The sequence below is a fragment of the Tistrella sp. genome (assembly GCF_002684955.1).
Lineage (GTDB): Bacteria > Pseudomonadota > Alphaproteobacteria > Tistrellales > Tistrellaceae > Tistrella > Tistrella mobilis.
The window spans coordinates 17,969-40,406 of sequence record NZ_NYWI01000066.1; the positions used below are offsets into that span (position 1 = coordinate 17,969).

The window sequence follows — 22,438 nt, forward strand, 5'->3', positions numbered from 1 at the left end:
CGCGGGCTATCGGGCAGCGGGAGGCTATCGTGAGCGTGATCGGTCGGGCAGGTCCGGGCGGGCGGCAGGATGCGGCGGCAGAGACCATCGCAGAGGCCGCAGCTGTATCACCGCTGCCGCTGTCGGGTGCGCAGGCGGGGATCTGGGCCGATCTGACCTCGGGCGGGGTGGGCCCTGCCGGCTATAACATCGCCGACCGGATCGATCTGGACGGGCCGCTCGACCCCGCGGCACTCTGCACCGCCATCCGGCTGACCGATCAGGCGACGGAGGCGGTGCGGCTGCGCTTCATGGTCGACGAGACCGGCACCCCCTGGCAGTGGCTCGCCGATGCGCCGGGCCGGTTCGATTTTGCCCGCATCGACCTCTCGGACGCCGACGACGCCGAACTGCTCGCCCAAGAGGCCTTCGAAGCGCTGCAGGCCCGCCCCTTCGACACCGCCCACGGGCCGCTCTGCCGCCATCAGCTGCTGCGGCTGGCGCCCGACCGCCATCGCTGGATCCGCTGCTATCATCACCTGATCGTGGACGGTCAGGCGGGCATCATTCTGGCCGGCACCGTGGGGCGGATCTATACCGCCCTCGTCCGCGGCGACGCCCTGCCCGACCGGGATCTGCCGGCCTTCACCGATCATCTCGCGCGCGAAGCCGCCCATGTCGCCGGCCCGGGCGCCAGGGCCGATGCCGCCTGGTGGCGCAGCCGTCTGGACGGGCTGCCGGCCGCGGCCGGCTTCCGGCCGGCCTCCACCGCCTCCGCCCGCTTCGACGGGCGGATCGGATCGGTGATCCGCCCGCTCGGCGCGGCACGGCTGGCGGCAATGGACCAGGTGGCGCACGCGCATGGCCTCGCCTCGCGCAGCAGCCTGGCGCTGGCGCTGTTTCTGGTGCTGCTGGGCCGGGTGGCCGGCACCGACACGCCCGTCTGCAACGTGCCGCTCGGCAATCGCATGGGGCGCGCGGAGCGGCGCACCCCGGGCGAATTCGCCTATACCGTCCCGACCGGCACCCGGATCGACGGCACCGAAAGCCTGGCCGGGCTTGCCCGGCGGATCGGTGCCATGACCCGCCGCGACCTCCGGCACATGCGCCTCGCACCCATGCGCTGGCCCGAGGCCGGCTTCTTCCCCGACAGGCCGGCCAGCCGCGGCGCGATGTTCAATGCCATGGACCTGCCCGCGACCTATGGCTTCGACGGGTTGCAGGTGCGGGTGGCGGACTCGATCTTCGGCGAGTTGCACGACGTGATGGCCTGTCTGCGGACCTATGGCGCCGCCGATGCCTCGGACATGCAGTGGAGCTTCCCGCCCGCCCGCATCGACCGGGCCCGGGTGGAAAGGCTGGCCGCCGCCTTCGAAACCATGCTCGATGCCGCCCTCGCCGATCCGATGCAGCCGGTGGCGCACCTGCCGGCGGGCGATCTGCCGTCACCCGTCGACACCGCCGGGCCGGTCCCGCCGCAGCCGGAGACGGCGCTGATCGACACCGCCACGCGCACGGCGCTTGAAGCCGAAGTCACCCGGCTGTTCGCCGACCTGCTGGATGCCCCGGGGCTTGGCGCCGATGACGATCTCACCGCCCACGGCCTGCACTCCCTGCGCGCGATCCGCGCGGTGGCGCCGATCAGCCGGCTGATCGGACGCGAGGTGACGGTGGCCGACATCCTGGATCATCCCTCGGCCGCCGCCCTGGTCGGCCATCTGTTCGGCCATCTCTCGGGGCCGCTTGAGACGGCGGCCGCGGCGGAAGAAATCCGACATACAAAGGTTGCCACATCTACAGAAACAACCTCTTTCCGGTTGCCGGCCCGGCTGGAGGGGCAATGGCTTGCCCGACGCGACGCCGGGCCCGGCACCAGCTATTCCATCGGGGTGATCTGCGACCTGCCGGCCGGGACCACGGCAGCGGCCCTTGAACAGGCCTTGCACCGGCTGCTCGACCGGCATCCGGCCCTGCGCTCGACCTTCGCCGAGGATGCCGGCGGCCAGGTCGTGCAGCGGGTCGGGCCGGTGCCGCCGATCCGGCTGGCCGGCTATGACGATGCGGCGGAAATGCTGGCGCCCTTCGACCCGGCGACCGGGCCGCTGATCCGCTTCGGCTGGGAGGCGGACCAGCCCGAGCGGTTGCGGGTGGTGGCCGATCATCTGGTCTTCGACGGCGAAAGCCGGGCGGTGTTCCAGCGGCAGTTGACCGCCCTGCTGACCGGGCAGCCCCTGCCGCCGCCGGCACCGGCCGATCCCGGTGCGCTCGACGCCGCGACAGAGGCGGCGGCGCGCGCCTTCTGGGCCCCGCGCCTTGCCCGGCTGCCCGAACGGGCCCTTGCCGCCGAACCCGATCCGGTCCCGCCGGGGGATGGCCGCCGGGCGATGATCCGGCTGGCCCCGGAAACCGCCCGGGCGCTGCACGGCCTGACCGGCCGGGGCGCCACGCCGACGGCGGTCTGGATCGCTATTGCAACCACAGCCCTGTGGCGAATTCTTGAAGACACGGAAAGGTTGTCGGTCGGCGTCACCTTTGCCGGGCGCGGTCGCCGCGACACCACCGATGCCATCGGGTGTTTTGTGAATTTGCTTCCTGTGGTTGTTGAACCGACCGCAGACGAGGCCCTGCCCCAGCTGGCCCGGCGGATCGGCCGCGACATCTCTCAGGTGCTGACCGTCCAGGATTATCCGCTCTCCCGGCTGTCGGCAGACTGGGCGCGCGCGGTGCCCGGCCGCGGGCCCGAACCGATCGATGTGGTCTGCACGCTGGAAAACGACCTCTCGGCGCTGGAAGCCGCCGACATCTCTTTCGCCACCGGCAAATTCCCGCTGCTGATCGGGCTGATGTGGCAGGGCGATGCCGCCGCACTCAACATCGAATACGACCCGGCCCGCTTCGGCGGCGCCTGGATCGGCCGGCTGCAGACGATGATCACCCGGCTGATTGCCGCCGCCGCCGCCGATCCGTCGACCCCGGTGGACCGGCTGGACCTGCTGGGTGCCGAGGATCGCGCGGTCATCGCCTCAGCGAACGCCACCGACTTCGCCTGGCCGCGCGAGACCGGCCTTGGGCAGCAGCTGGACCAGGTGCTGCGGGCCGATCCGGACCGCGTCGTCCTCGCCGAGGATACCGGTACCCTGGCCGCCGGGGATCTGCGCGCCCGGCTGGGCGGGGTTGCGGCAGCCCTCGCCGCCGCAGGTGTGCGGCCCGGCGCACCGGTGGCGCTGGCCGCGGAACGCGATGCCGACGGTCTCATCGCGCTGATGGGCATCATCTGGGCCGGCAACGCCTTCCTGCCGCTCGCCGCCACCTTCCCGGTGGCAACCGCGCGGGAGCTGCTGGCCGCCGCCGGCTGCACGGTGCTGGTGGCGGATGGTCCGGGCCTGGCCCGCTGGGCCGCACTCGCCCCCGACATCACGCTGATCCCGCTGCCGACCGGCCGGGCCGACCTCGCCCCCGCGCCACGCGGCCCCGAAGATCCCGCCTGCCTGCTCTATACCTCGGGCTCGACCGGCCTGCCCAAGGGCGTGGTGGTGCCGCATCGCGCGATCCTGCGCCTGGCCTATGGCGGCTTCTGCCCGCCCGGGGGCTGCATGGCCCAGGCGGCACCCATGGCCTTCGATGCGATCAGCCTGGAACTCTGGGCGCCGCTGCTCAATCACGGCCGGGTGCGGGTGCTGCCGGCGACCACCATGTTCGATCCGCCGCTGCTGGAACGCACGATCCGCGAGGACGGCATCGATACGATGTGGATCACCGCCAGCCTGTTCAATCAGATCGTCGACGAACGGCCCGGCACCTTCGCCGGCCTTCAAAGGCTGATGACCGGCGGCGAGGTGATCAGCCCCGATCATGTCCGCCGGGTGATGGCCGCCTGCCCGGGGCTTGCGCTCTACAACGGCTATGGCCCCACCGAGAACGGCACCTTCACCACCATCCACCGGATCACCGCCGCCGATCTGGAAGGCGGCCCGGTGCCCATCGGCCGGCCGGTTCCCGGCACGCGGGTGCATATCGTCGACGGTCGCGGCCAGCCGCTTGCGATCGGCATCTGGGGCGAGCTGGTTACAGCCGGTGACGGGCTGGCCACCGGCTATGCCGGCCGGCCGGATCTGACGGCAAAATCCTTCGTCACCCTGAGCGGCGTGGACGAGCCGCTCGTCTATCGCACCGGCGACCGGGCGCGCTGGCGGGCGGACGGCACGATCGATTTCGGCGGCCGGCGCGACGGTCAGCTGAAGATCCGCGGCCAGCGGATCGAAACCGCGGCGGTGGAGGCGATCCTGACCGCACAGCCGGGCGTGCGGGATGCGGTGGTGGTGGGCGTGGGCCAGGGTGCCGATCAGATCCTGGCGGCGCTGATCGCGGCAGATACGGCCGACGAGGCCGGCTGGCGCGCGGCCATCGCTGCACGGCTGCCGGCCTATATGGTTCCCGAACGCTTCCGGCTGGTCGACCGGCTGCCGGTCAATGCCAACGGCAAGGCCGATCGCCGGCAGGCGGCCGGGATGCTGTCCGAAGCCAGCCCCCTCACCAGCGCGCCCGCCGCCACGACGACCGGCTTCACGGGGGCGGTGACCGGCGCCTTCGAAAACCTGTTCCCCGGGGCCCGGATCGATAGCGATACCGATTTCTTCGATCTGGGCGGTCACAGCCTGGCCGCCATGCGGCTGTCCGCCCTGCTTCAGGCATCGACCGGCCGGCGCCCCGGGCTGGCGCAGATCATGGCGGCGCGCAGCGTGCGCGCGATCGCGGCCCTGCTCGACCGCCTGCCCGCCGAGGTGGTGGAACCGGCCATCCCCCGCGCCACCGGCCAAGAACACCCGCTCTCCCCCGGGCAGCTGCGGCTCTGGGTGCTGCACCGGCTGTATCCCCGGCTTGCGACCTATTCGGTGCCGATGCTGCTGGCGCTGGACGGCCCTCTCGACCCCGATGCGCTGGATCGGGCGCTGGTCGGGCTGGAAACCCGCCATCACGCCCTGCGCACCCGCTTCGTCGCCCGCCCCAATGATGGCGATGGCGTGCGACAGATCGTGGCGACGCCGGGTGCCCTGACCGCCCGCCGGCTCCACCTGGATGCGGCCGCGGCCGATCAGGCGATCGCCCGCGAAATTGCGCGGCCCTTCGATCTGGCCACCGACCCGCTGGCCCGGGCGGTGCTGATCCGCATCGACGCGCACCACCACCGCCTGCTGCTGGTCCTGCACCATGCCATCGCCGACGGCTGGTCGCTGCCGGTGCTGCTGCGCGATCTGGGCCGGCTTTATGCCGGCGCGGTGGACGGCCGGCCGGACGATCTGCCGCCGCCCGCCCGCCAGTTCGCCGATATCGCCGTCTGGCAGCGGGCGCGCGCCGCCGGCGCCCGGGGCCGCGCCCTGATCGACCGCTGGCGCAGCCGGCTGACGCCACCGCCCCAGCCGCTCCGCCTGCCGGCCGACCATCCCCGCCCGGCGGTACGCAATTTCGCCGGCGAGATTCTGAGCCTGACCCTGCCCATGGCCGCCACCGCCGCGGTCGACCGCATGGCCGCGGCCGCCGGGGTGACGCCGTTCACCGTGCTGACCGCCCTGTTGCAGGCCCTGCTGCACCGGCTGACCGGCGCCCGCGACATCGCCCTCGGCCTGCTGGTCGCCGGCCGCGGCGCGCCGGTGCCGGACGATCTGGTCGGCTTTCTGGTCAACACCGTCGTGCTGCGCCAGTCGGTCGATCCGGCCGCCCGCTTCGCCGATCATCTGGCGATCACCACCGACCGGCTGGCCGAAGCGGTGGCCGATCAGGATGCCCCCTTCGAAGCGGTGCTGCAGGCGCTGGGCACCGATCGCGACCCGGCGCGCAACCCGCTCTTCGACGTGCTGGTCACCTGGCAGGACGACATGCCGGCCATGCCGGCAATGGCCGGGCTGACGGTCAGGCCGCTGGACTGCGTGCTGCCCTTCGCCAAATTCGACCTCTCCTTCCATTTCCAGCGCGATGGCGGCCGGATCCGCCTGCATCTGGAATATGCGACCGAGCTGTTCGAAGCGGCGACCGCCCGCCGGCTGGCCGACCGGCTGGCGGTGCTGGCCACCGCACCCGGCCTGGAGGGCGGCCCGCTCGGCGCATTGCCGCTGATGACCGATGCCGACCGGGCGGCGCTGGCCCGCTGGAACGACACGGCATGCGCCTTCGATATCGCCCGGCCCCTGCCGCAGCGGCGCCATGCCGGCGACCCCGCCGCCCCGGCCCTGATGGCGCCCGGCCTCACCCTCGACAATCAGAGCCTCGACCGCCGCGTCGGCGGGCTGGCCCGCCGGCTGCTGGCGGCGGGCGTGCAGCCGGGCGATGTGGTGGCCCTGGCCCTGCCGCGCAGCCCCGATCTGCTGATCGCGGTGCATGCCGTGCTCGCCGCCGGTGCCGCCTGGTGCCCGCTCGGCCCCGACCTGCCGCCGCAGCGCCGGGCGCATATGATCGAGGATCTGGGCGACCCCTGGTTCCTGAGCGATGCCGCGCACGCCGCGGGCCTGCCGGCCGCCCGGCTGATCCTGACCGGCAGCGACCTCGCCGATCTGCCGGTGGTGCCGGCGGGGCCGGACGATCTCGCCTATGTCCTCTTCACCTCGGGCTCGACCGGCCGGCCCAAGGGGGTGGAGATCACCCGGGGCGCGCTCGCCAACCGCATCCTGTGGATGCAGCAGACCTTCCCCATAGGCCCCGGTGATGTGATCCTGCAGAAGACCCCGGCCGGTTTCGACGTCTCGGTCTGGGAACTGGCCTGGTGGGCCTGGAGCGGGGCCGCGGTGGCCGTGCCGCCGCCGGGCATCGAACGCGACCCCCAGGCGCTGGCGGCGGCGATCCGCGATCATCGCGTCACCGTGATCCATTTCGTGCCGGCCATGCTGCGCGCCTTCCTGGATGCGCTGGACGACGGCCGGATCGAGGGGGCCCACCTTGCCACGCTGCGCCTGGTCTTCGCCAGCGGCGAGGCGCTGGATGCCGCAACCGCCGCCCGCTTCGACCGGCTGCTTCATGCCCGCTTCGGCACGGCGCTCCACAATCTCTACGGGCCGACCGAGGCCACCGTCGACGTCACCTGGCAGCCCTGCACGCCCTGGGATCCGGCGGCGAAAACGGTGCCGATCGGCCGCCCGGTCGCCAATACCCGGGTGCTGATCCTGGACCGCGCCGGGCGCGACCTGCCGCCCGGGGTGGCGGGCGAAATCGTGCTCGCCGGCCCCCAGGTCGCCCGCGGCTATCGCGGCCGGCCGGATCTGACCGCAGACCGCTTCCGCCCCGATCCCGACATCGCGGGCGCCAGGGTCTATCACACCGGCGATCTGGGCCGGTGGACGGCCGACGGCGTGGTCGAGTATCTGGGCCGGATCGACGATCAGGTGAAGATCGGCGGCGTGCGGCTGGAACCGGCCGAGGTCGAAGCCGCGCTCGATGCCTGCCCGGGCGTGGTGCGCGGCCTGGTGCGGGTCGGCCGGCGCGACGGCCTGGCCGAGCTGGAAGCCTGGGTGATGGGCGCAGCCGACCTGACGCCCACGGGGCTGCGCGCGGCCCTTGCCGACCGGCTGCCGGCGGCGATGATCCCGACCCGCTGGTTCCGGATCGATCAGGTGCCGCTGTCGCCCAACGGCAAGGTCGACCGCAAGGCGCTGGCGGGCGTGCCGCTGTCAGGCGTGCCGCTGGCAGGCCGCCCGGCCGTGGCCGCCGCCCCCGCGGGCCATCCGGCCGAGGCCGAGATCGCCCGGATCTGGCGCGAGGTGCTGCCGCCGGAAGCCGTGTTCGGGCCCGAGGACGGGTTTTTCGAGGCGGGCGGCAGTTCGCTGATGCTGCTGCGGCTGCACGACCGGCTGGAGGCGCGCTGGCCCGGCCGGTTCAGCCTGGCCGGCCTGTTCGCCGCATCGACCGTGGCCGCCCAGGCCGCCCTGCTCGATGACGCCGACACTGCCGCCGGCACCGCCGCAACCGCCGCCACCGATGGCGCGATCGCCATCATCGGCATCGGCCTGCGTGTCGCCGGCGCCGAGGATCTGGCCGGCTTCTGGCAGGATGTCGCCGCCGGTGCCGACCGGGTCGGGCCCCCTGCCGCCGCACGGCTCGGCAGCGCCCGCCATATCGCCGCCGCCGCCGGCATCGCCATGCCGGCCACGCCGCGCGACGCCGCCTGGCTGGACGATATCGACGGTTTCGATGCCCGCCGCTTCCGCTTCTCCCCCGCCGATGCCGCCCTGCTCGATCCCGAACAGCGGCTGTTCCTGGAAACCGCGCAACGGGCGCTGGAAGATGCCGGGCTGGGCGGCACGGCGCTGAAGGGCGCCCGGGTCGCGGTCCATGTCGGCGGCAATGCCAACCCGCTGCACCGCCAGGCGCTGCGCCACCTGTCGGGCGCGCGGCTGGAACAGGCCTTCGCGCTGAACGTGCCGTCGAACATCGCGACCCGCCTGGGCTTCCTGAACGACTGGCACGGCCCCGCCAGCCTGGTCGACACCGCCTGTTCCTCGGGGCTGGTGGCGGTGGATGCCGCCTGCCGCGATCTCGTCCGCGGCACGGCCGATCTTGCGATCGCGGGCGCCGCCCGGCTGATCCTGGTGCCGCAGGGCGATGATCAGCGCATGACCATCGAAAGCAGCACCGGCCGCACCCATGCCTTTGCCGAAGGCGCCGACGGCACCGGCGGCGGCGAGGGCGCGATCGCCCTGGTGCTGAAGCCGCTGGCCCGGGCGCTGGCCGATGGCGACCCGGTGCATGGGGTGATCCTGGCCACCGCCGTCAACCAGGACGGCGCCTCCAGCGGTGCCGCCGCCCCCAACCCGATCGCCCAGGCCGATGTGATCCGCACCGCCTGGGACCGGGCGGGCGTGCCCTTCGCCAGCGTTTCCTACATCGAAGCCCATGGCACCGGCACCCGGCTGGGCGACCCGATCGAAATCGAGGGGCTGACCCGGGCGGCCGGACCCGTCGCCTTCGCCGAGCCGGCGATGATCGGCTCGGGGAAAGGCAATTACGGCCATCTGGACAATGTCGCCGGCGCGCTCGGCCTGGTGCGTGCGGTGGCGGCCCTTGCCCACGACACCGCACCGCCCCAGCCCTTTTTCGACCGGCCCAACCCGGCGATCGATTTCGCCCGGGCGCCGGTCAGGGTCGCCGTCCGCGCCACCCGCCTGCCCGATCGCGGCACCCCGCGCCGTGCCGGCGTCAGCTCTTTCGGCCTCAGCGGCATCAATGCCCATGCGGTGATCGAAGCCGCCCCGCCCCGGCCGGCGGCGGCGATGGATCCCGCCGGCCATGCGGTCATCACGCTCTCGGCCGGCGACCGTGCGGCGCTCGGCCGCTATGCCCGCATGATGCACGATCGCATCTCGGCCGATGCCGGGCTCGATCTCGCCGGCATCGCCTGCACGCTGGCCCGGGGCCGCAGCCATCTGGGCCGGCGCTTCGCGGTCGCCGTGCCCGACCGGGCGGCGCTGCTGGCGGCGCTCGACCGGCTGGCCCGGGGCGATGATCGCAACACCGCCGAGGTCGCGACCGGCCGCAACATCCGCCACCAGACCGTCGCCGCCTGGCATGCCGATCCGGCCGCGGCCGATGCCGCCGCCCGCGCGGTTCTGGATGGTGCCGTGCCGGTCTGGCCCGACGATCTGCCCGCCCGCCGCCACCACCTGCCGCCGGCGCCGTTCAGCCGCACCCCCTGCCGGCTCGATCTACCCGCTAAAGATGTAAATAGTACGATTACTGCAACTTATGCTCCGGTCTGGACCACCTTCCCCGGCGGCCGGGCGCTGGCCCTGCCGCTGGCCGATCCGGCGTTCTGGCCGGTGGCGGAGCACCGCCTGGCCGGCCGGCCGACCCTTGTCGGCATGGCGATCCCGGCGCTGGTCGCCGCCGATCGCGGCGCGGGCTTCGTGCTGCGCAACCTGGTCTGGCGCCGCCCGCTCCATGCCGGATCGGGCGAGGCGAGCCTGGTGATCGCGCGCGACGGCAGCGTCACCGCCGGCCATGCCACGGCAGACGGCGGCTGGGCGGTTGCGGTCGAGGCCCGGCTTGAAGCGTCGTCCGCACCGGCTCCCTCGGCCGTGGACCTGTCGACCGACGGCCTGATCGCCCTCGACCTCGCCCCCTTCGACGGGGCGGAGGGGGTCATGCAGGTGGGCCCGCGCTGGGATTGCCGGCAGGCGATCTGGCTGGCGCCCGATCGGCGCCGCGCCGTCGCCCGGCTGGCCCTGCCCGAAACCTGTGCCGCCGATCGCCGGCTCTGGCCCTGGCATCCGGCCCTGCTCGACATCGCCGCAAGCCTGCTCGCGGGGGCGGGAGAGGTCCCGCGTGAGGTGGCGGCCATCCATGTTCTGGCGCCCCTGCCCGACACCGTCATGGCCCGCGCCGACCGCCGGCCCGACGGGCTGGTCGACATCCGCCTGGCCGACGCGGCCGGCCGGCTGTGCCTGCTGATCGACGGCCTGCGCTTCGTGGCGGCAGACGGCCGGGCGGCGCCCGAGCTTCTGGCGCCGGTCTGGGTTCCCGCACCCCTGCACCCGGCCCCCCTGCCGGCCGGAAGCTGCCTTGTCCGCAACGCCGACGATCTGGCGGCGGCTCCGGCCGATGCCGCGCTGATCCTGCAGCTGCCGACCGGCCCCGATCTCGCCCGCCGGACCGCCGATCTGCTGAAGATCGCGCTCGCCCGCCCGGGCACCAGGCGGATCGCCGTCACCGGTGCCGGCACCGCAACCGATCCCGACCGCGCCGCCGCCGCCGGGGTGGTGATCGCCGCCGCCCATGAAACCCGGCATCAGGATCTGCGCTATCTGGACGTGGCCGATGATGCCGCCGCGGCTGCGGTCGCCGCCGAATGGGCGGCGGCGGTACCAGAGCGCTTCAGCCTCTGGCGCGACGGTCTGCGCCATATCCGCCGCCTGGACCCGATCGCCGCCGATGGGGCACCCGCCTGGCCCGATCACGGCGTGGCGGTGGTGACCGGCGGCACCGGCGGTTTCGCGGCCGCCCTCGCCGAAGCGCTCAGCCATGGCGGTCGGGTGGCCCTTGCCCTGCTTGCCCGCCGCGCCACCGCGGATGACGCACTCGCCGCGGCCATCGCCCGGATCGAGGCCCGCGGCGGCCGCGTGCGGCTGTTTGCGACCGACATCACCGACCAGGCGGCCCTTGCCGAAACGCTCGCCCAGGTGCGCGCCGATCTGGGGCCGATCACCGCCGTGGTGCACATGGCCGGCATCGCCGACGGCGCCATGCTGGCGGTGCGCGATATGGGCGGATTTGACGCGGTCATGGCGCCCAAGATCCAGGGCGCACGCAATCTCGACGCGCTCACCCGCGAAGACCCGGTCACCGCCTTCGTGGTCTTCGCCAGCCTGACCGGGCTGGTGGGGGCCGCCGGGCACACCGCCTATGCGGCGGCCAATGCCTGGCTCGACGGGTTCGCCCGCCGCCGCCGGGCCGCCGGCCTGCCGGCGCTGGCCATCGACTGGTGCGCGCTTGCCGACCAGGGCATGGCCGCACGCGCCGGGGCCGACCGCGCGGCCGGCGCGCCGGTGATCTTCCCCGCCCAGGCGGTCGGCGCCATGACCGGCGCGCTCTCCACCGGCGCCGCCCAGGTGGTGGTGCTGCCGGCGGGGCTTGCCGCAACGCTGACGGCGCCCCAACCCGCCCCTCAACCCCAGCCAGAACCGGCATCCAGGCCCGAACCCGCCGACCTCGCCACCCGCATCGCCCGCATCTGGGCCGAGGTGCTGGGCCACGACAGCGTCCGCCCCGAGGACGACTTCTTCGACCTCGGCGGCGATTCGCTTTCGGGCCTCGACATCGCCGAGCGGCTGACGGCCGAAACCGGCCAGCCGGTCACCCTGCAACTGCTGTTCGACCACACCACCCCGCGCGCGCTTGCGGCACTTCTGGCGCCCGAGGCCGCCCCCACCACCATCCCCGCTCCCAACCTGGCCCACCAGATCGCCGCGATCTGGGCCGAGGTGCTGGGCCACGACGCCGTGGGCATCACCGATGATTTCTTCGATCTGGGCGGCGATTCGCTGTCGGGCATGGAAATCGCCGATCTGATCGCCGCCAGGCTGGGGCTCGCCGCCACGCTCACCGTGCTGTTCGACCACACGCCCCCCGCCGCGCTGGCTGCCGCCCTGGCACCCGCCGCCACCACGCCGGAACGGCAACCGGCTCCCCCCGAACCCGTCCTGGCCGATCCCCGCAAGGCGCCGGCCGGTCTGGACAGCTGGCCGCTCGCCTGGGAACAGCGCGCGGTGGTAGAGACCGAGGCGCTGGCCGGCATGGGCACCGCCTTCAACCTGCCCCATGAAATCGACCTGCCCGGCGATGTCGATCTGCCCCGGCTGCGGGATGCGGTGGCGGCGCTGGTCCGGCGGCATGCGGCGCTGCGCACCGGTATCGTCCGCACGACCGGGGGGCAGGATGGCGACGACTGGCGGATGGTGCCGGTCGATCCCGCCGCCGCGACCCCGGCCCTCGACATCCAGCCGATGGCCGCGGCCGCCGGCACGGCGCCCGCAGCCCCGGTCCGGCCCTTCACGCCCGATGGCGGGCCGCTCGCCCGCTGGTCGCTGCATCGCGACCCGGCCGGCCGGCTGGTGCTGGCCTTCGACATCCATCACAGCATGTCCGATGCCCAGGGCGTCGAGATCCTGTTGACGGAACTGGGCGCGCTCTATCAGGGCCAGACCCTGCCGCCGGTCCGGGTGGATCTGCGCGATTACGGCTGGTGGTCGGCCAGGCACGGCGATGCGGCGCTCCGCGACGCGCGGGCCTGGTGGGAGGGGATCTTCCCTGCCACCCCCCATGGGCGCGACCTGCCCCGGCTCGACCTGCCGGCCGACCGGCCGCGGCCGCCGGTGCATGGCCATGATGCCGCGGCAACCGGCTTCGATCTGCCGGCGGCACTCTCGCGCGACATCCGCGATCTGGCGTCCCGCCGGCGCACGACCCCCTTCACCGTGCTGCTGGCCGGCTGGGCAATTCTGCTCTCCCGGCTGGCGGGGCATGACGACATCACCGTGGCGCTGCCGGTCAACACCCGCGCCGCCGCCGGTTTCGACGGCGTGGTCGGCATGCATGCCGCCCTGGTGCCGGTGCGGATGCGCGTGCCCGCCGATGGCAACGGCGCCGCCCTGCTCGCCCATATCCGCGACCGCCAGGCCGGCGCGCTCAGCCATCACGCCCTGTCGCTCGGCCGGATGCTGGCCGAATTCCAGGCCCCGGCGATGCCGGAACGCAGCCCCCTCTCGGAAGTCTCGATCTCGTATATGAACCATGCCGCAACCGCGGCGGGCGCGCTGGACGGCAGCGGCTTCCGCCTGCGCGGCGTGACCCGCGCCGACGGCAAGAACGATCTGTCGGTGTTCATCGCCGATCGGGGCGAGGGCTTCGGCCTGGTGCTGGAATACGACACCGGCCTGTTCGATGCCGCCCGGATCGAGGCCTTCGGCCCGATGCTGACCCGGATCCTGGCCGGGCTGACCGCCGATCCCGACCAGCCGGTCGGCCGGCTGCCGCTGCTCGACGATGCGACGCTGGGCCTTCTGGCGGCGCGCGAGGCGGCAGAGGGGCTGTCGGTGCTCGACGATCGGGGCCAGCCCGTGCCGCCCGGCGTCTGGGGCCATCTGCACCGGCTGACCGATGACGGCTGGCAGCCCACCGGCAGCCGGGCGCGCTGGCGGCTGAATCTGGCCGCGATCGAGACCGGTGGTCCGATCGATCGCCTGACCCACTGGCAGGGCCATCTGCTCGACCCGGCGCTGATCGAGGCGCAGCTTTCAGGCCTGCCGGGCGTGGGCGCCCTGCGCATCCTGCCCCGCCCGGACATGCTGGTCGCCGCGATCACCGGCACCGCGCCCGATGCAGCCCGGCTGCGCCGCACCGCCGGGGCGATCCTGCCGCCGGCCCTGGTGCCCGGCGCCTGGTATCTGCTCGACAGCCTGCCTGACGACGACACCACGCTCGCCGCCCTGATCGCCGCCACCCCGCCGCTGGCCGATCCGGCCCCTGGCGCCACCGGCCCCGGCCATCTCAGCACCGTTCTGGGCGTGGTGTCCGCGGTTCTGGGCCGGCCGGTGACCGATCCGGCGGCCGATTTCCATGCGCTCGGCGGCCACAGCCTGCTGGCCATGCGGGTGGTGAACCGGCTGGAGGCGGCGACCGGCATCCGCCTTTCCATGCGGGCCTTCTTCGCCGATGCGACCATGGCCGGCATCGCCCGCAGCCTGGCCGAGGCGGCCGGTGAGGCGACGGATGCGGCGGCAGACGATGCCATCCCGCCCGGCGCCGGCCCCGGCAGCCACCCGGCCAGCCATGGCCAGCAGCGGCTCTATCTGTTGCAGCAGATGCAGCCCGAAAGCCCCGCCTGGCTGATGCTCTTCGTCCTGCCGGCCGGCGCCGTCGATGCCGGGGCGCTGCGCCTGGCGCTCGACCGGCTCTCGGCCCGCCATGCCACGCTGCGCACCGGCTTTGCCACCACCGATGCCGGCATCGTCCAGCTGGTTGCGGCAGAAGCGCCGCCGCCGCTGGTGGTGGACGATCTCCGCACCCGCCCCGACGGCGCCGACGAGGCCCTGCGCCTGGCCCGGCACGAGGCCGCCACCCCCTTCGACCTGGCGGCGGCGCCCCTGTTCCGCGCCCGGCTGATTCGGGTCGGCGACCATGAAAGCCTGCTGCTGCTGGTGCTCCACCACATCGTCGGCGATGGCTGGTCGAGCCGGATCCTGCTCGCAGAACTTGCAACACTTTACCAAACTGCAACCGAAGGACGTGGCGACCCGCTGCCGCCCCTTCGGATCGGCTATGCCGATTACGCCCGCTGGCAGCAGGGCCGGGACTGGCAGGCGGCGCTCGACGGCTGGCGCGACCGTCTGGCCGGGGCGCCCGATGCGATCGCGCTGCCCACCGACCGGCCGCCCCGCCCCGATGCCTCGGGCCGCGGCGCCACCGTCCGGCGCGAGCTGCCGGCCGAGGTTCTGGCCGGGCTCTCGCGGGTTGCCCGGCGGCACAATACCGGCCTCGCCGCCGTCGGGCTCGCGCTCTTCGCGGCCGTGCTCTATCGGTTGAGCCGTCAGGGCGACATGGTGATCGGCATGGGCGTCGCCGGCCGCGACCGGGCCGAAACCGAGGGGTTGATCGGCTTCTTCGTCAATGTTCTGCCGATCCGGCTGCAATTGGACGACGACACCGGGCTCGGCCAGCTGATCGATCTGACCCGCGACCGCCTGGCCGAGGCGCTGGACCGGCGCGAGCTGCCCTTCGACCGGCTGGTCCGGGCGCTGGCCCCGGGCCGTGCCGGCGGCCGCCAGCCGCTCGCCAATGTGATCTTCGAATACCAGCGCTTCGACGACGTGAAGGCGGCCACCACCGAGGCGCAGCTGCCGCCGCCGCCGGCCGATGGCGGACGCCTGGGATCGGCCGTGGCCGGGCTGGTCGATGCCGCGACCGCCAAGCATGACCTGATCCTGTTCTTCGAGGATGGCGGCGACCGTGCCAGACTGTCCTTCGATTACGACACCGACCTGTTCGATGCCGCGACGATCGAGGCCTGGGCCGGCTATCTGCTGCGCATCGCCACCGCCGTTGCCGCCCGTCCCGACGACGTCTGACCCGACGACATCTGACCCGACGACGTCTGACCCCCTCCTGCCGCTTTCGGAGCCTCCATGAAGATCGGCGACCTGCTGCTCGACGACATCACGCCCGGCCCCCGCCCGGCCGAGGCCCCCGCCCCTGCCGTCGAGGGCACGGTCGTGGATGCCATTCTGCGCCGGGCGGCCGCCCATCCTGACCGGATGGCGGTGCAGGATGAAGAGGGCGCGGTCAGCTATGCCGGGCTGGTGGCCGATGCCCGCGCCATTGCCGGCGTGATCGCCGCGGCGGGCCTTCACGACGAAGCCCGGGTGGGGGTGATGACCGGCCGCAGCCGGCAGTATATCGCCGCCGTGCTGGGGGTGATGATGGCGCGGGCGGCCTTCGTGCCGCTGGATCCCGCCATGCCCCTGCCCCGCCGGCAGATGATCGCCCGGGCCGCCGGGCTTGCCATGATCATCGCCGATCGCGACCGCATGGGCGATGCCCGCCGCCTGGCCTGGAGCTGCCCCGATATCGCCCATCTGGTCTGCCCGGATCTCGACGACGTCGACAGCCCGACCGAGGCCCATGGCGCGCGGATGAACGCCGAGCTCTGGGATCATCTGGCCGGCAGCGCCGCCGACGACGTCGCCGCCGCCGGCTGGCGCAGCCCCTTCACCGGCCAGCCGATCGCGGAGACGGTGATGGCGGATTTCGGCCGCGCCGCGGCGGAAAAACTGTCCGGTCTGGTCACGCCCGCCAGCCGGGTGCTGGAAATCGGCTGCGCCTCGGGCTTCACGCTCCGTGCCCTGGCGCCGCTTGCCGGCCCCTATCTCGCCACCGACATCTCGCGCCGGGCGGTGGAGCGGGCGGGCGGGGTGGCGCGCCGGCTGGGTCTCGACCGGGTCGACCTGAAGCCGATGGCCGCCCATGATCTGGACCTTCTGGCGGGGCGGGAGTTCGACCTGATCGTGCTCAACAGCGTGATCGAAAGCTTCCCGGGCTTCGGCTATCTGGCCGATGTGCTGACCCGGGCGGCCGGGCTGCTGGCGCCGGGTGGCACCATCTTCCTGGGCAATATCCGCGATCCGGACCGCCGCGACGCCTTCCTGGACGATCTGGCCGGCTTTGCCCGCAGCCATGCGGGCGACGCCCAGATCGGCACGCGGCTCGATGCCGCCGACGACCTCTTCGTGCCGCGCCGCTTCTTCGAAGACTGGGCCGCCCGCCATGGCGGCTTCCGGGTCACGGCGAGCGCGCTGGAGGTACCGGGCTTCGACCTTGCCCCTTATGTCTATGATCTGGTGCTGACGCGCGACGAGGCCGCACCCGCCGCACCGCCCCGCCACAGCCATCATGGCCGCGCGGCGCTGGCCGAAGCGGCATCCGGCCCCCTGCCGGCGGCCCCCACGCCCGACATGCTTGCCTATGTCGTCTTCACCAGCGGCACCACCGGCACGCCCAAGGGCGCGATGATCGAACACGGATCGCTCGCCAATCTGGCCATGGCCGCCGCCCAGGTGTTCTACGCGCCGCTCCAGCCCTCCGACACGCGGCCGCTCGATCTCTGCTGCATCGCGCCCTTCGCCTTCGACGCCTCGATCATCCAGACCCTGCCGGTGCTGGCCCAGGGCCACCGGCTGCATCTGCCCGACGACGACACCCGCCGCGATCCGGCCCTGCTTGATGCCTTCCTGCGCGCGCGCAACATCGCCATGATCGACCTCACCCCCAGCCAGTTCACCCTGCTGCTGGACCACTGGAAGACGAGCGGTACCCACGCGCCCGTCCTTCAGGTTGTGCTGGGTGGCGAGCCGGTGACCACGGCGCTGGTGGAGCGGATCTTCGCCGACCGCGCCCATGCCGGGCTGCGGCTGATCAACGCCTATGGCCCCACCGAATGCTGTGTCGGCGCCGCCGCCCATGCGATGACCGCCCATGGCTGGCGCGAGATCCTGCCGCCGCCGATCGGCCGGCCCTTCCCCGGCGTGGTGATCGAGATCCGCGATGCCGCCGGCCGGCCGGTGCCGCCGGGCGTGGCGGGCGAAATCGTGATCGGCGGCCGCGGTGTCGGCCGCGGCTATCTGGGGGCCGCAGGCGCCGCCGCCGACCGTTTCGAAACCGATGCCGCGGGCCGGCGCTGGTATCGCACCGGCGATAAGGGCCGCAGCCTTGCAGGCGGTGCCATCGCCTTCATCGGCCGGGAAGACGGCCAGGTGAAGATCCGCGGCAACCGCATCGAGCTTGGCGAGGTGGAAAGCGCGCTGCTCGCCCATCCCTTCATCCGCGCCGCGGTCGCGACGCTCGCCGAGGGCGCGCTCCTCGCCCATATCGTGCCGCGACCGGGCTTCGACGAGGCCCGCTGCCGCGCCGATCTGGAGGCACGACTGCCGGCGGTGATGATCCCGTCCAGGATCGTCTCGATCGCCGAAATCCCGCTCACCGTCAACGGCAAGGTCGATACCGCCCGGCTGCCCCGGCCGGCCCCGGCCGGCACCGACCGCCCCTCCACCGCCTCCCCCCTTCGCCCGCTCGCCGACGAGACCGAGCGCCGCGTCGCCCGGATCATGGGCGAGGTGCTGGAGGTGGCCGTCGACGATGCCGCGGCCGATTTCTTCCGCCTGGGCGGGCACAGCGTGCTGGCGGTGCAGCTGGTCGACCGGCTGCGCCGGGACTTCGGCGTGAAGCTGCCGCTCTCGGACCTCTTCGCCCATGCAACCGTCGAAGGGCTGGCCCGGCGCCTCGCCCGCCGGGCCCGGGCCCGGCCTGACCGGCTGGTGGTGGTGAATGCCGCGGGCCACCTGCCACCGATCGTCTGTTTCCACCCGGTCGGCGGCAATGTGCTCTGCTATCAGGCACTGGCCGCCGGGCTCGGCCCCGACCAGCCGGTGGCGATGGTCGAAGCGGCGGGGCTGGAGGCCGACGACACGCCCGAACCGTCGGTCGAAGACATGGTGGCCGCCACCCTTAACGACATCACCCGCTTCGCCGCCGGCCGGCCGCTCCACCTTGCGGGCTGGAGCTTCGGCGGCCTGCTGGCGACAGAGGCCGCCCGCCGGCTGGATCAGGCGGGCAGCCCCACGGGCCGGGTTCTGCTGTTCGACGCCGTCGCCTCGCCCGATCCGATCCGCGACATGCTGGCCAAGGACGATGCCGACTACCTGGCGACACTTTTCGCCGGCATGGGCATCGCCGACGCCGCCACCTTCCGCGCCCTCGACCCCGAAGCCCGGCTCGACCTGCTGATCGACCGCGGCAAAACCGCCCTCGGCCTGCCCGACGGCGTCGACCGCGATGCCATGCGCCGCCTGCTGGCGGTGTTCCAGAACAACGCCGTCGCCGCCATCCGCTACCGCGTCCCCCGCCTCGACCGCCTCTCCGCCCTCCTGGTCCGCCCCAGAACCCCCTCCGCCCAGGCCCCGGGCCTCCCCGGCGACCCCTGGAACGGCTGGCGCGACCGCTTCGGCGCCGGGGTGACGCTGGCCTGGATGGACGGCGACCACGCCTCGATGATGATGCCGCCGCATGTGGAGGTGCTGGCGGGGCTGGTCAGGGGGTATCTGGAGGGGGGTGCGACAGGCGACAGAGGTGCGACAGGCCATGGATGACGACAGCGGCAAACGCAATGACGCAGGCCACGCTGACGACGTTCTGCGGCGTGCGGACCGCACGGCAGATGACCGGCGCATCCGCGACCTGATGAACGCCCTCCATGCCGGCGAATGCTCCGGCGAGCCGCGCCCCTGGGACCACGAGGCCTTTCTGGCCCGGATGACCGCACGGTATGGCGGTTGAGCGGCTGGTGCAGGTCAGTGCCGATCCGGCCAGCGACCAGCGGCACTCGCCTCGGCCTCCCACCGGAACCGATGAAAAGGCCGCCGACAAACGTCAGGCCTGGGTATATACTGGGTACAGTCCACGCAGCGGAGGCCTGTCATGTCCTCAAAAGTCGTCTTTACGATGAAGCTGGAGCCGGAATTGCGCGACAGGTTCATGGCCGAAACGGCGGCAGATGACCGCCCCGCAGCCCAGGTCATGCGCGAACTGATGCGCGACTATATCGACCGCCGCCAGAAAGCACGGGACTATGACGACTTCCTCCGCCGCAAGGTTGAGATTGGCCGCAGACAATGGGACGCCGGCCTGCACGTGTCCAATGAGGAAGCTGAGGCCGAGGCGGCTGCACGCCGTGCAGAACTGCTTCGTCGCCTAGGTGAGACCGACGCGTGAAGGTCCGTTGGACTGTCGCGGCAACGCAGGACCGCGCCGATATCATCGAACACCTGGCAGCCGACAACCCGCGTGCGGCACTTCGGATGGACGACCTTTTCAACGAAGCGGCCAGAAGATTAAGTACCTTTCCCCATCTTGGGCCGCCGGGAAAAATACCAGGCACCCGCGAACTGCTCCCCCACGTCAGCTATCGCATCGTCTACGAAGTGGATGGCGCCACCGATACGGTCCGGGTGATTGCCCTGCTGCACACCTCCCGAAAGTGGCCGCCAGAGCAGAAAGATTAAGTGGCCGGCCCCTCCGCCCCCCGATCAGGACTTTCCTTCCCCTGCCCGCCCCGCCATCATCGCCCGGTCTCAACAGCCTGAGCCCGGGGCCCTCATGACCGATCCGATCGCCCTGTCACCGACCGAACTGACCGCGCGCGGCGTGGCGTTCAGCCGTGCCTGGCGGATGAAGGAGGCCTATGCCGATCTGAGGGCGGCGCTGCGGCTGGCGCCCGATGATCCCGAGGCGCGGTATCAGATGGGCCGGCACCATATGCGCAACGGCCATGTCGAGATGGCGTTGATCGCCTTTCACGAGCTGCGGCGCCGCCCTGCCGCCGGGGCTGCTGGCGGATCTTGCCATCGGTTTCGCCAATGGCGATTACGTGGTGGACCAGCCGGCCGACGAGGCGGCGGTGGCAGACCGGCTGCGCGCCGCTCTGACGGGGGCGGAGGCCGTGGTGCCGGGGGCTGCCCCCGGCCCGGTGATGACCCTCGCGCTTTATGAGGCACCGCCCGTCGCAGCGGTCGCGCAGATCCGATCGGCGGGGGCGGATGACGACGGTATCGCCGCCTTCATCGCCCGGTTCCACGACGAGCCCCTGGCACTGGCGGCCGAGCCGGTGGCGACGCTCGGGCGCGCGGAACCGGCGACCACGAATGCCGTGTCCGCACGCGTCCGCAGCCAGTACGAAACCGCCCCCTATCCGCGCTGGCGCGGCGTGGCGTCGACCGGGATCACCGATTTCCCCGGCACCCTGGCCCACGCCCTGCCCGTCGCAGCCCTGCCCGATAGCGTGACCGCCGCCATGCCTGCGCAGCCCGATGTGCTGATCGCCGGCTGCGGCACCGGCCGTCATCCGGCCCGCCGGGCCCGGACGACCACCTGCGGGTCGCTGCTCGCCATCGATCTCAGCCACGCCAGCCTGGCCTATGCCGCCCTGAAAGCGCGTGAGCTGGGCCTTGCCGACGAGATCCGCTTCGCCCGCGCCGACATCCTCGACCTGCCGGCGCTGCTGCCGCCCGCGAGCTTCGATCTGGTCGAGGCGGTGGGCGTGCTGCACCACATGGACGACCCGTTCCGCGGCTGGCAGGTGCTGCGCGATCTGCTCCGCCCCGGCGGCTGGATGCGGATCGGGCTCTACAGCCGCACCGCGCGCCGCCACATCACCCGGGCGCGCGCCTGGCTGGCCGACCGGAACTGGGGCAAAACCCCGGCCGATATCCGCCGCTTCCGGCGGGAGCTGGTCGCCGGCCGGCTGGATCCGGCGCTGGACCCGCTGAAGGACATCGCCGACATCCACAACCTCCACCATCTGCGCGACCTGCTGTTTCACGAACAGGAACTCACCTTCACGCCAGAGATGATCCGCGACCACCTGGACCGCCTCGGCCTGACATTTGCAGGCTTCAGCCCCAGCCAGCCCGAAATCCTGTACGCTTATCGCCAGCGTTTCCCCGAAGATCCCACCGCCACCGATCTCGACCGCTGGGCTGCCTTCGAAGCCGATCATCCGGATGCGTTTCTCGGGATGTATCAGTTCTGGTGTTATGACCCACATTAAGGCGACGTGATCCCTGGCGGGAATGCCATCCGGCGTCAAAGCAGCGGCCACAGATCGGCACATCTTCCGGAGTGATGGGCGAACTTTCAGAGTGCCATTTGGTTTAGAAATACTATCCATGATTTCTAATATCTATAATATGTTTCTTATTGGTTAGATATCCTCCTGCCGGCTCGTCATACCATGGGATTGGCTCATTCAAACCGATGGAGATGCCGATGTCCCTGTACCGCCACGAGAGCACCCCCACCCCCGTCAAGGCCGGTGCGCTTCGCCCTGCACGCAAGACCTGGCAGCAGCCGGTGCTGAGTATCGAAGCCCTGAGTGACACCGCCGCCGCCCCGTACACCGTGAGCGACGGCAGCGTCGCCTCCTGACCTGCCCGCAGTTTTTCCGATCCGCCCGGGATTGCGGGTGCAACGGCCGGGCCCGGGGGCTGCTCGCGGGCCTCTGGCCGCCGGCGATCGTCTGCGCCGTTGCCGATCACGGCAGCTTTACCGCGGCGGTGAACGCCCTGCGGTCCAACCTCGCCATGCGGGGATGACGCCGAAGGCCGAGCTGGGACAGCCCCTGTTCATCCGCCGGAAGAGCGGGGTGATGCTGAGGGCGGCGGATGCGGACGTCCCTGCCCGCCTTCGAAGCCGATCATCCGGATGTGTTTCTCGGGATGTATCAGTTCCGGTGTTGTGATCACCAATCCGGCGGGAGGCTGGCAGATCCTTGATTTTCTTGTATCTTATTAAGTTCATCAGACCTGAACCAGCCTCGGAACTTGATGTCTCTCGCCCGCCCCATTAGGTTCGTCTGAGCCCTCGTATGCTCGGATTC

7 protein-coding genes are annotated in these 22,438 nt (G+C 72.3%); all 7 read left to right on the top strand.

Features of this window, described 5'->3' with window-relative positions:
- Window positions 1–29: 29 nt before the first annotated feature.
- The 7 genes from CMO28_RS20185 (at window position 30) to CMO28_RS20215 (ending at window position 21,987) form a co-directional block, all read left to right on the top strand.
- Complete coding sequence (locus CMO28_RS20185; protein ID WP_296716216.1) at window positions 30–15,581, top strand: non-ribosomal peptide synthetase; 15,552 nt, start codon at window positions 30–32, stop codon at window positions 15,579–15,581.
- Between the two features lie 57 nt (window positions 15,582–15,638).
- Window positions 15,639–19,154 carry an AMP-binding protein gene (locus CMO28_RS20190; RefSeq protein ID WP_296716219.1) on the top strand — a complete coding sequence of 1,172 codons (3,516 nt, stop codon included), beginning with the start codon at window positions 15,639–15,641 and terminating at the stop codon, window positions 19,152–19,154.
- Window positions 19,147–19,341, top strand: a complete 195-nt coding sequence (locus CMO28_RS20195; protein WP_296716223.1) for a type II toxin-antitoxin system ParD family antitoxin — start codon at window positions 19,147–19,149, stop codon at window positions 19,339–19,341. Before CMO28_RS20190 ends, CMO28_RS20195 begins: the two co-directional genes overlap by 8 nt.
- Window positions 19,342–19,506: 165 nt before the next feature.
- The gene (locus CMO28_RS20200) at window positions 19,507–19,776 is read left to right on the top strand and encodes an antitoxin of toxin-antitoxin stability system (protein ID WP_322111391.1); all 270 of its coding nucleotides are present in this window, start codon (window positions 19,507–19,509) and stop codon (window positions 19,774–19,776) included.
- Entirely contained in the window at window positions 19,773–20,066 is a 294-nt protein-coding gene (locus CMO28_RS20205) for a type II toxin-antitoxin system RelE/ParE family toxin (protein ID WP_296716227.1), read from the top strand. The genes CMO28_RS20200 and CMO28_RS20205 overlap by 4 nt, the downstream gene beginning before the upstream one ends.
- A gap of 365 nt (window positions 20,067–20,431) precedes the next feature.
- Window positions 20,432–21,610 carry a class I SAM-dependent methyltransferase gene (locus CMO28_RS20210; protein WP_296716228.1) on the top strand — a complete coding sequence of 393 codons (1,179 nt, stop codon included), beginning with the start codon at window positions 20,432–20,434 and terminating at the stop codon, window positions 21,608–21,610.
- Window positions 21,611–21,828: 218 nt separating this feature from the next.
- Window positions 21,829–21,987 carry a hypothetical protein gene (locus CMO28_RS20215; RefSeq protein WP_296716229.1) on the top strand — a complete coding sequence of 53 codons (159 nt, stop codon included), beginning with the start codon at window positions 21,829–21,831 and terminating at the stop codon, window positions 21,985–21,987.
- Window positions 21,988–22,438: the final 451 nt, after the last annotated feature.

Bases quoted from the DNA above. Each gene is read 5' to 3' on its own strand.
- CMO28_RS20195 (WP_296716223.1), top strand. From the start codon at position 19,147: ATGGATGACGACAGCGGCAAACGCAATGACGCAGGCCACGCTGACGAC.
- CMO28_RS20190 (WP_296716219.1), top strand. From the start codon at position 15,639: ATGAAGATCGGCGACCTGCTGCTCGACGACATCACGCCCGGCCCCCGC.
- CMO28_RS20200 (WP_322111391.1), top strand. From the start codon at position 19,507: ATGAAGCTGGAGCCGGAATTGCGCGACAGGTTCATGGCCGAAACGGCG.
- CMO28_RS20215 (WP_296716229.1), top strand. From the start codon at position 21,829: ATGTCCCTGTACCGCCACGAGAGCACCCCCACCCCCGTCAAGGCCGGT.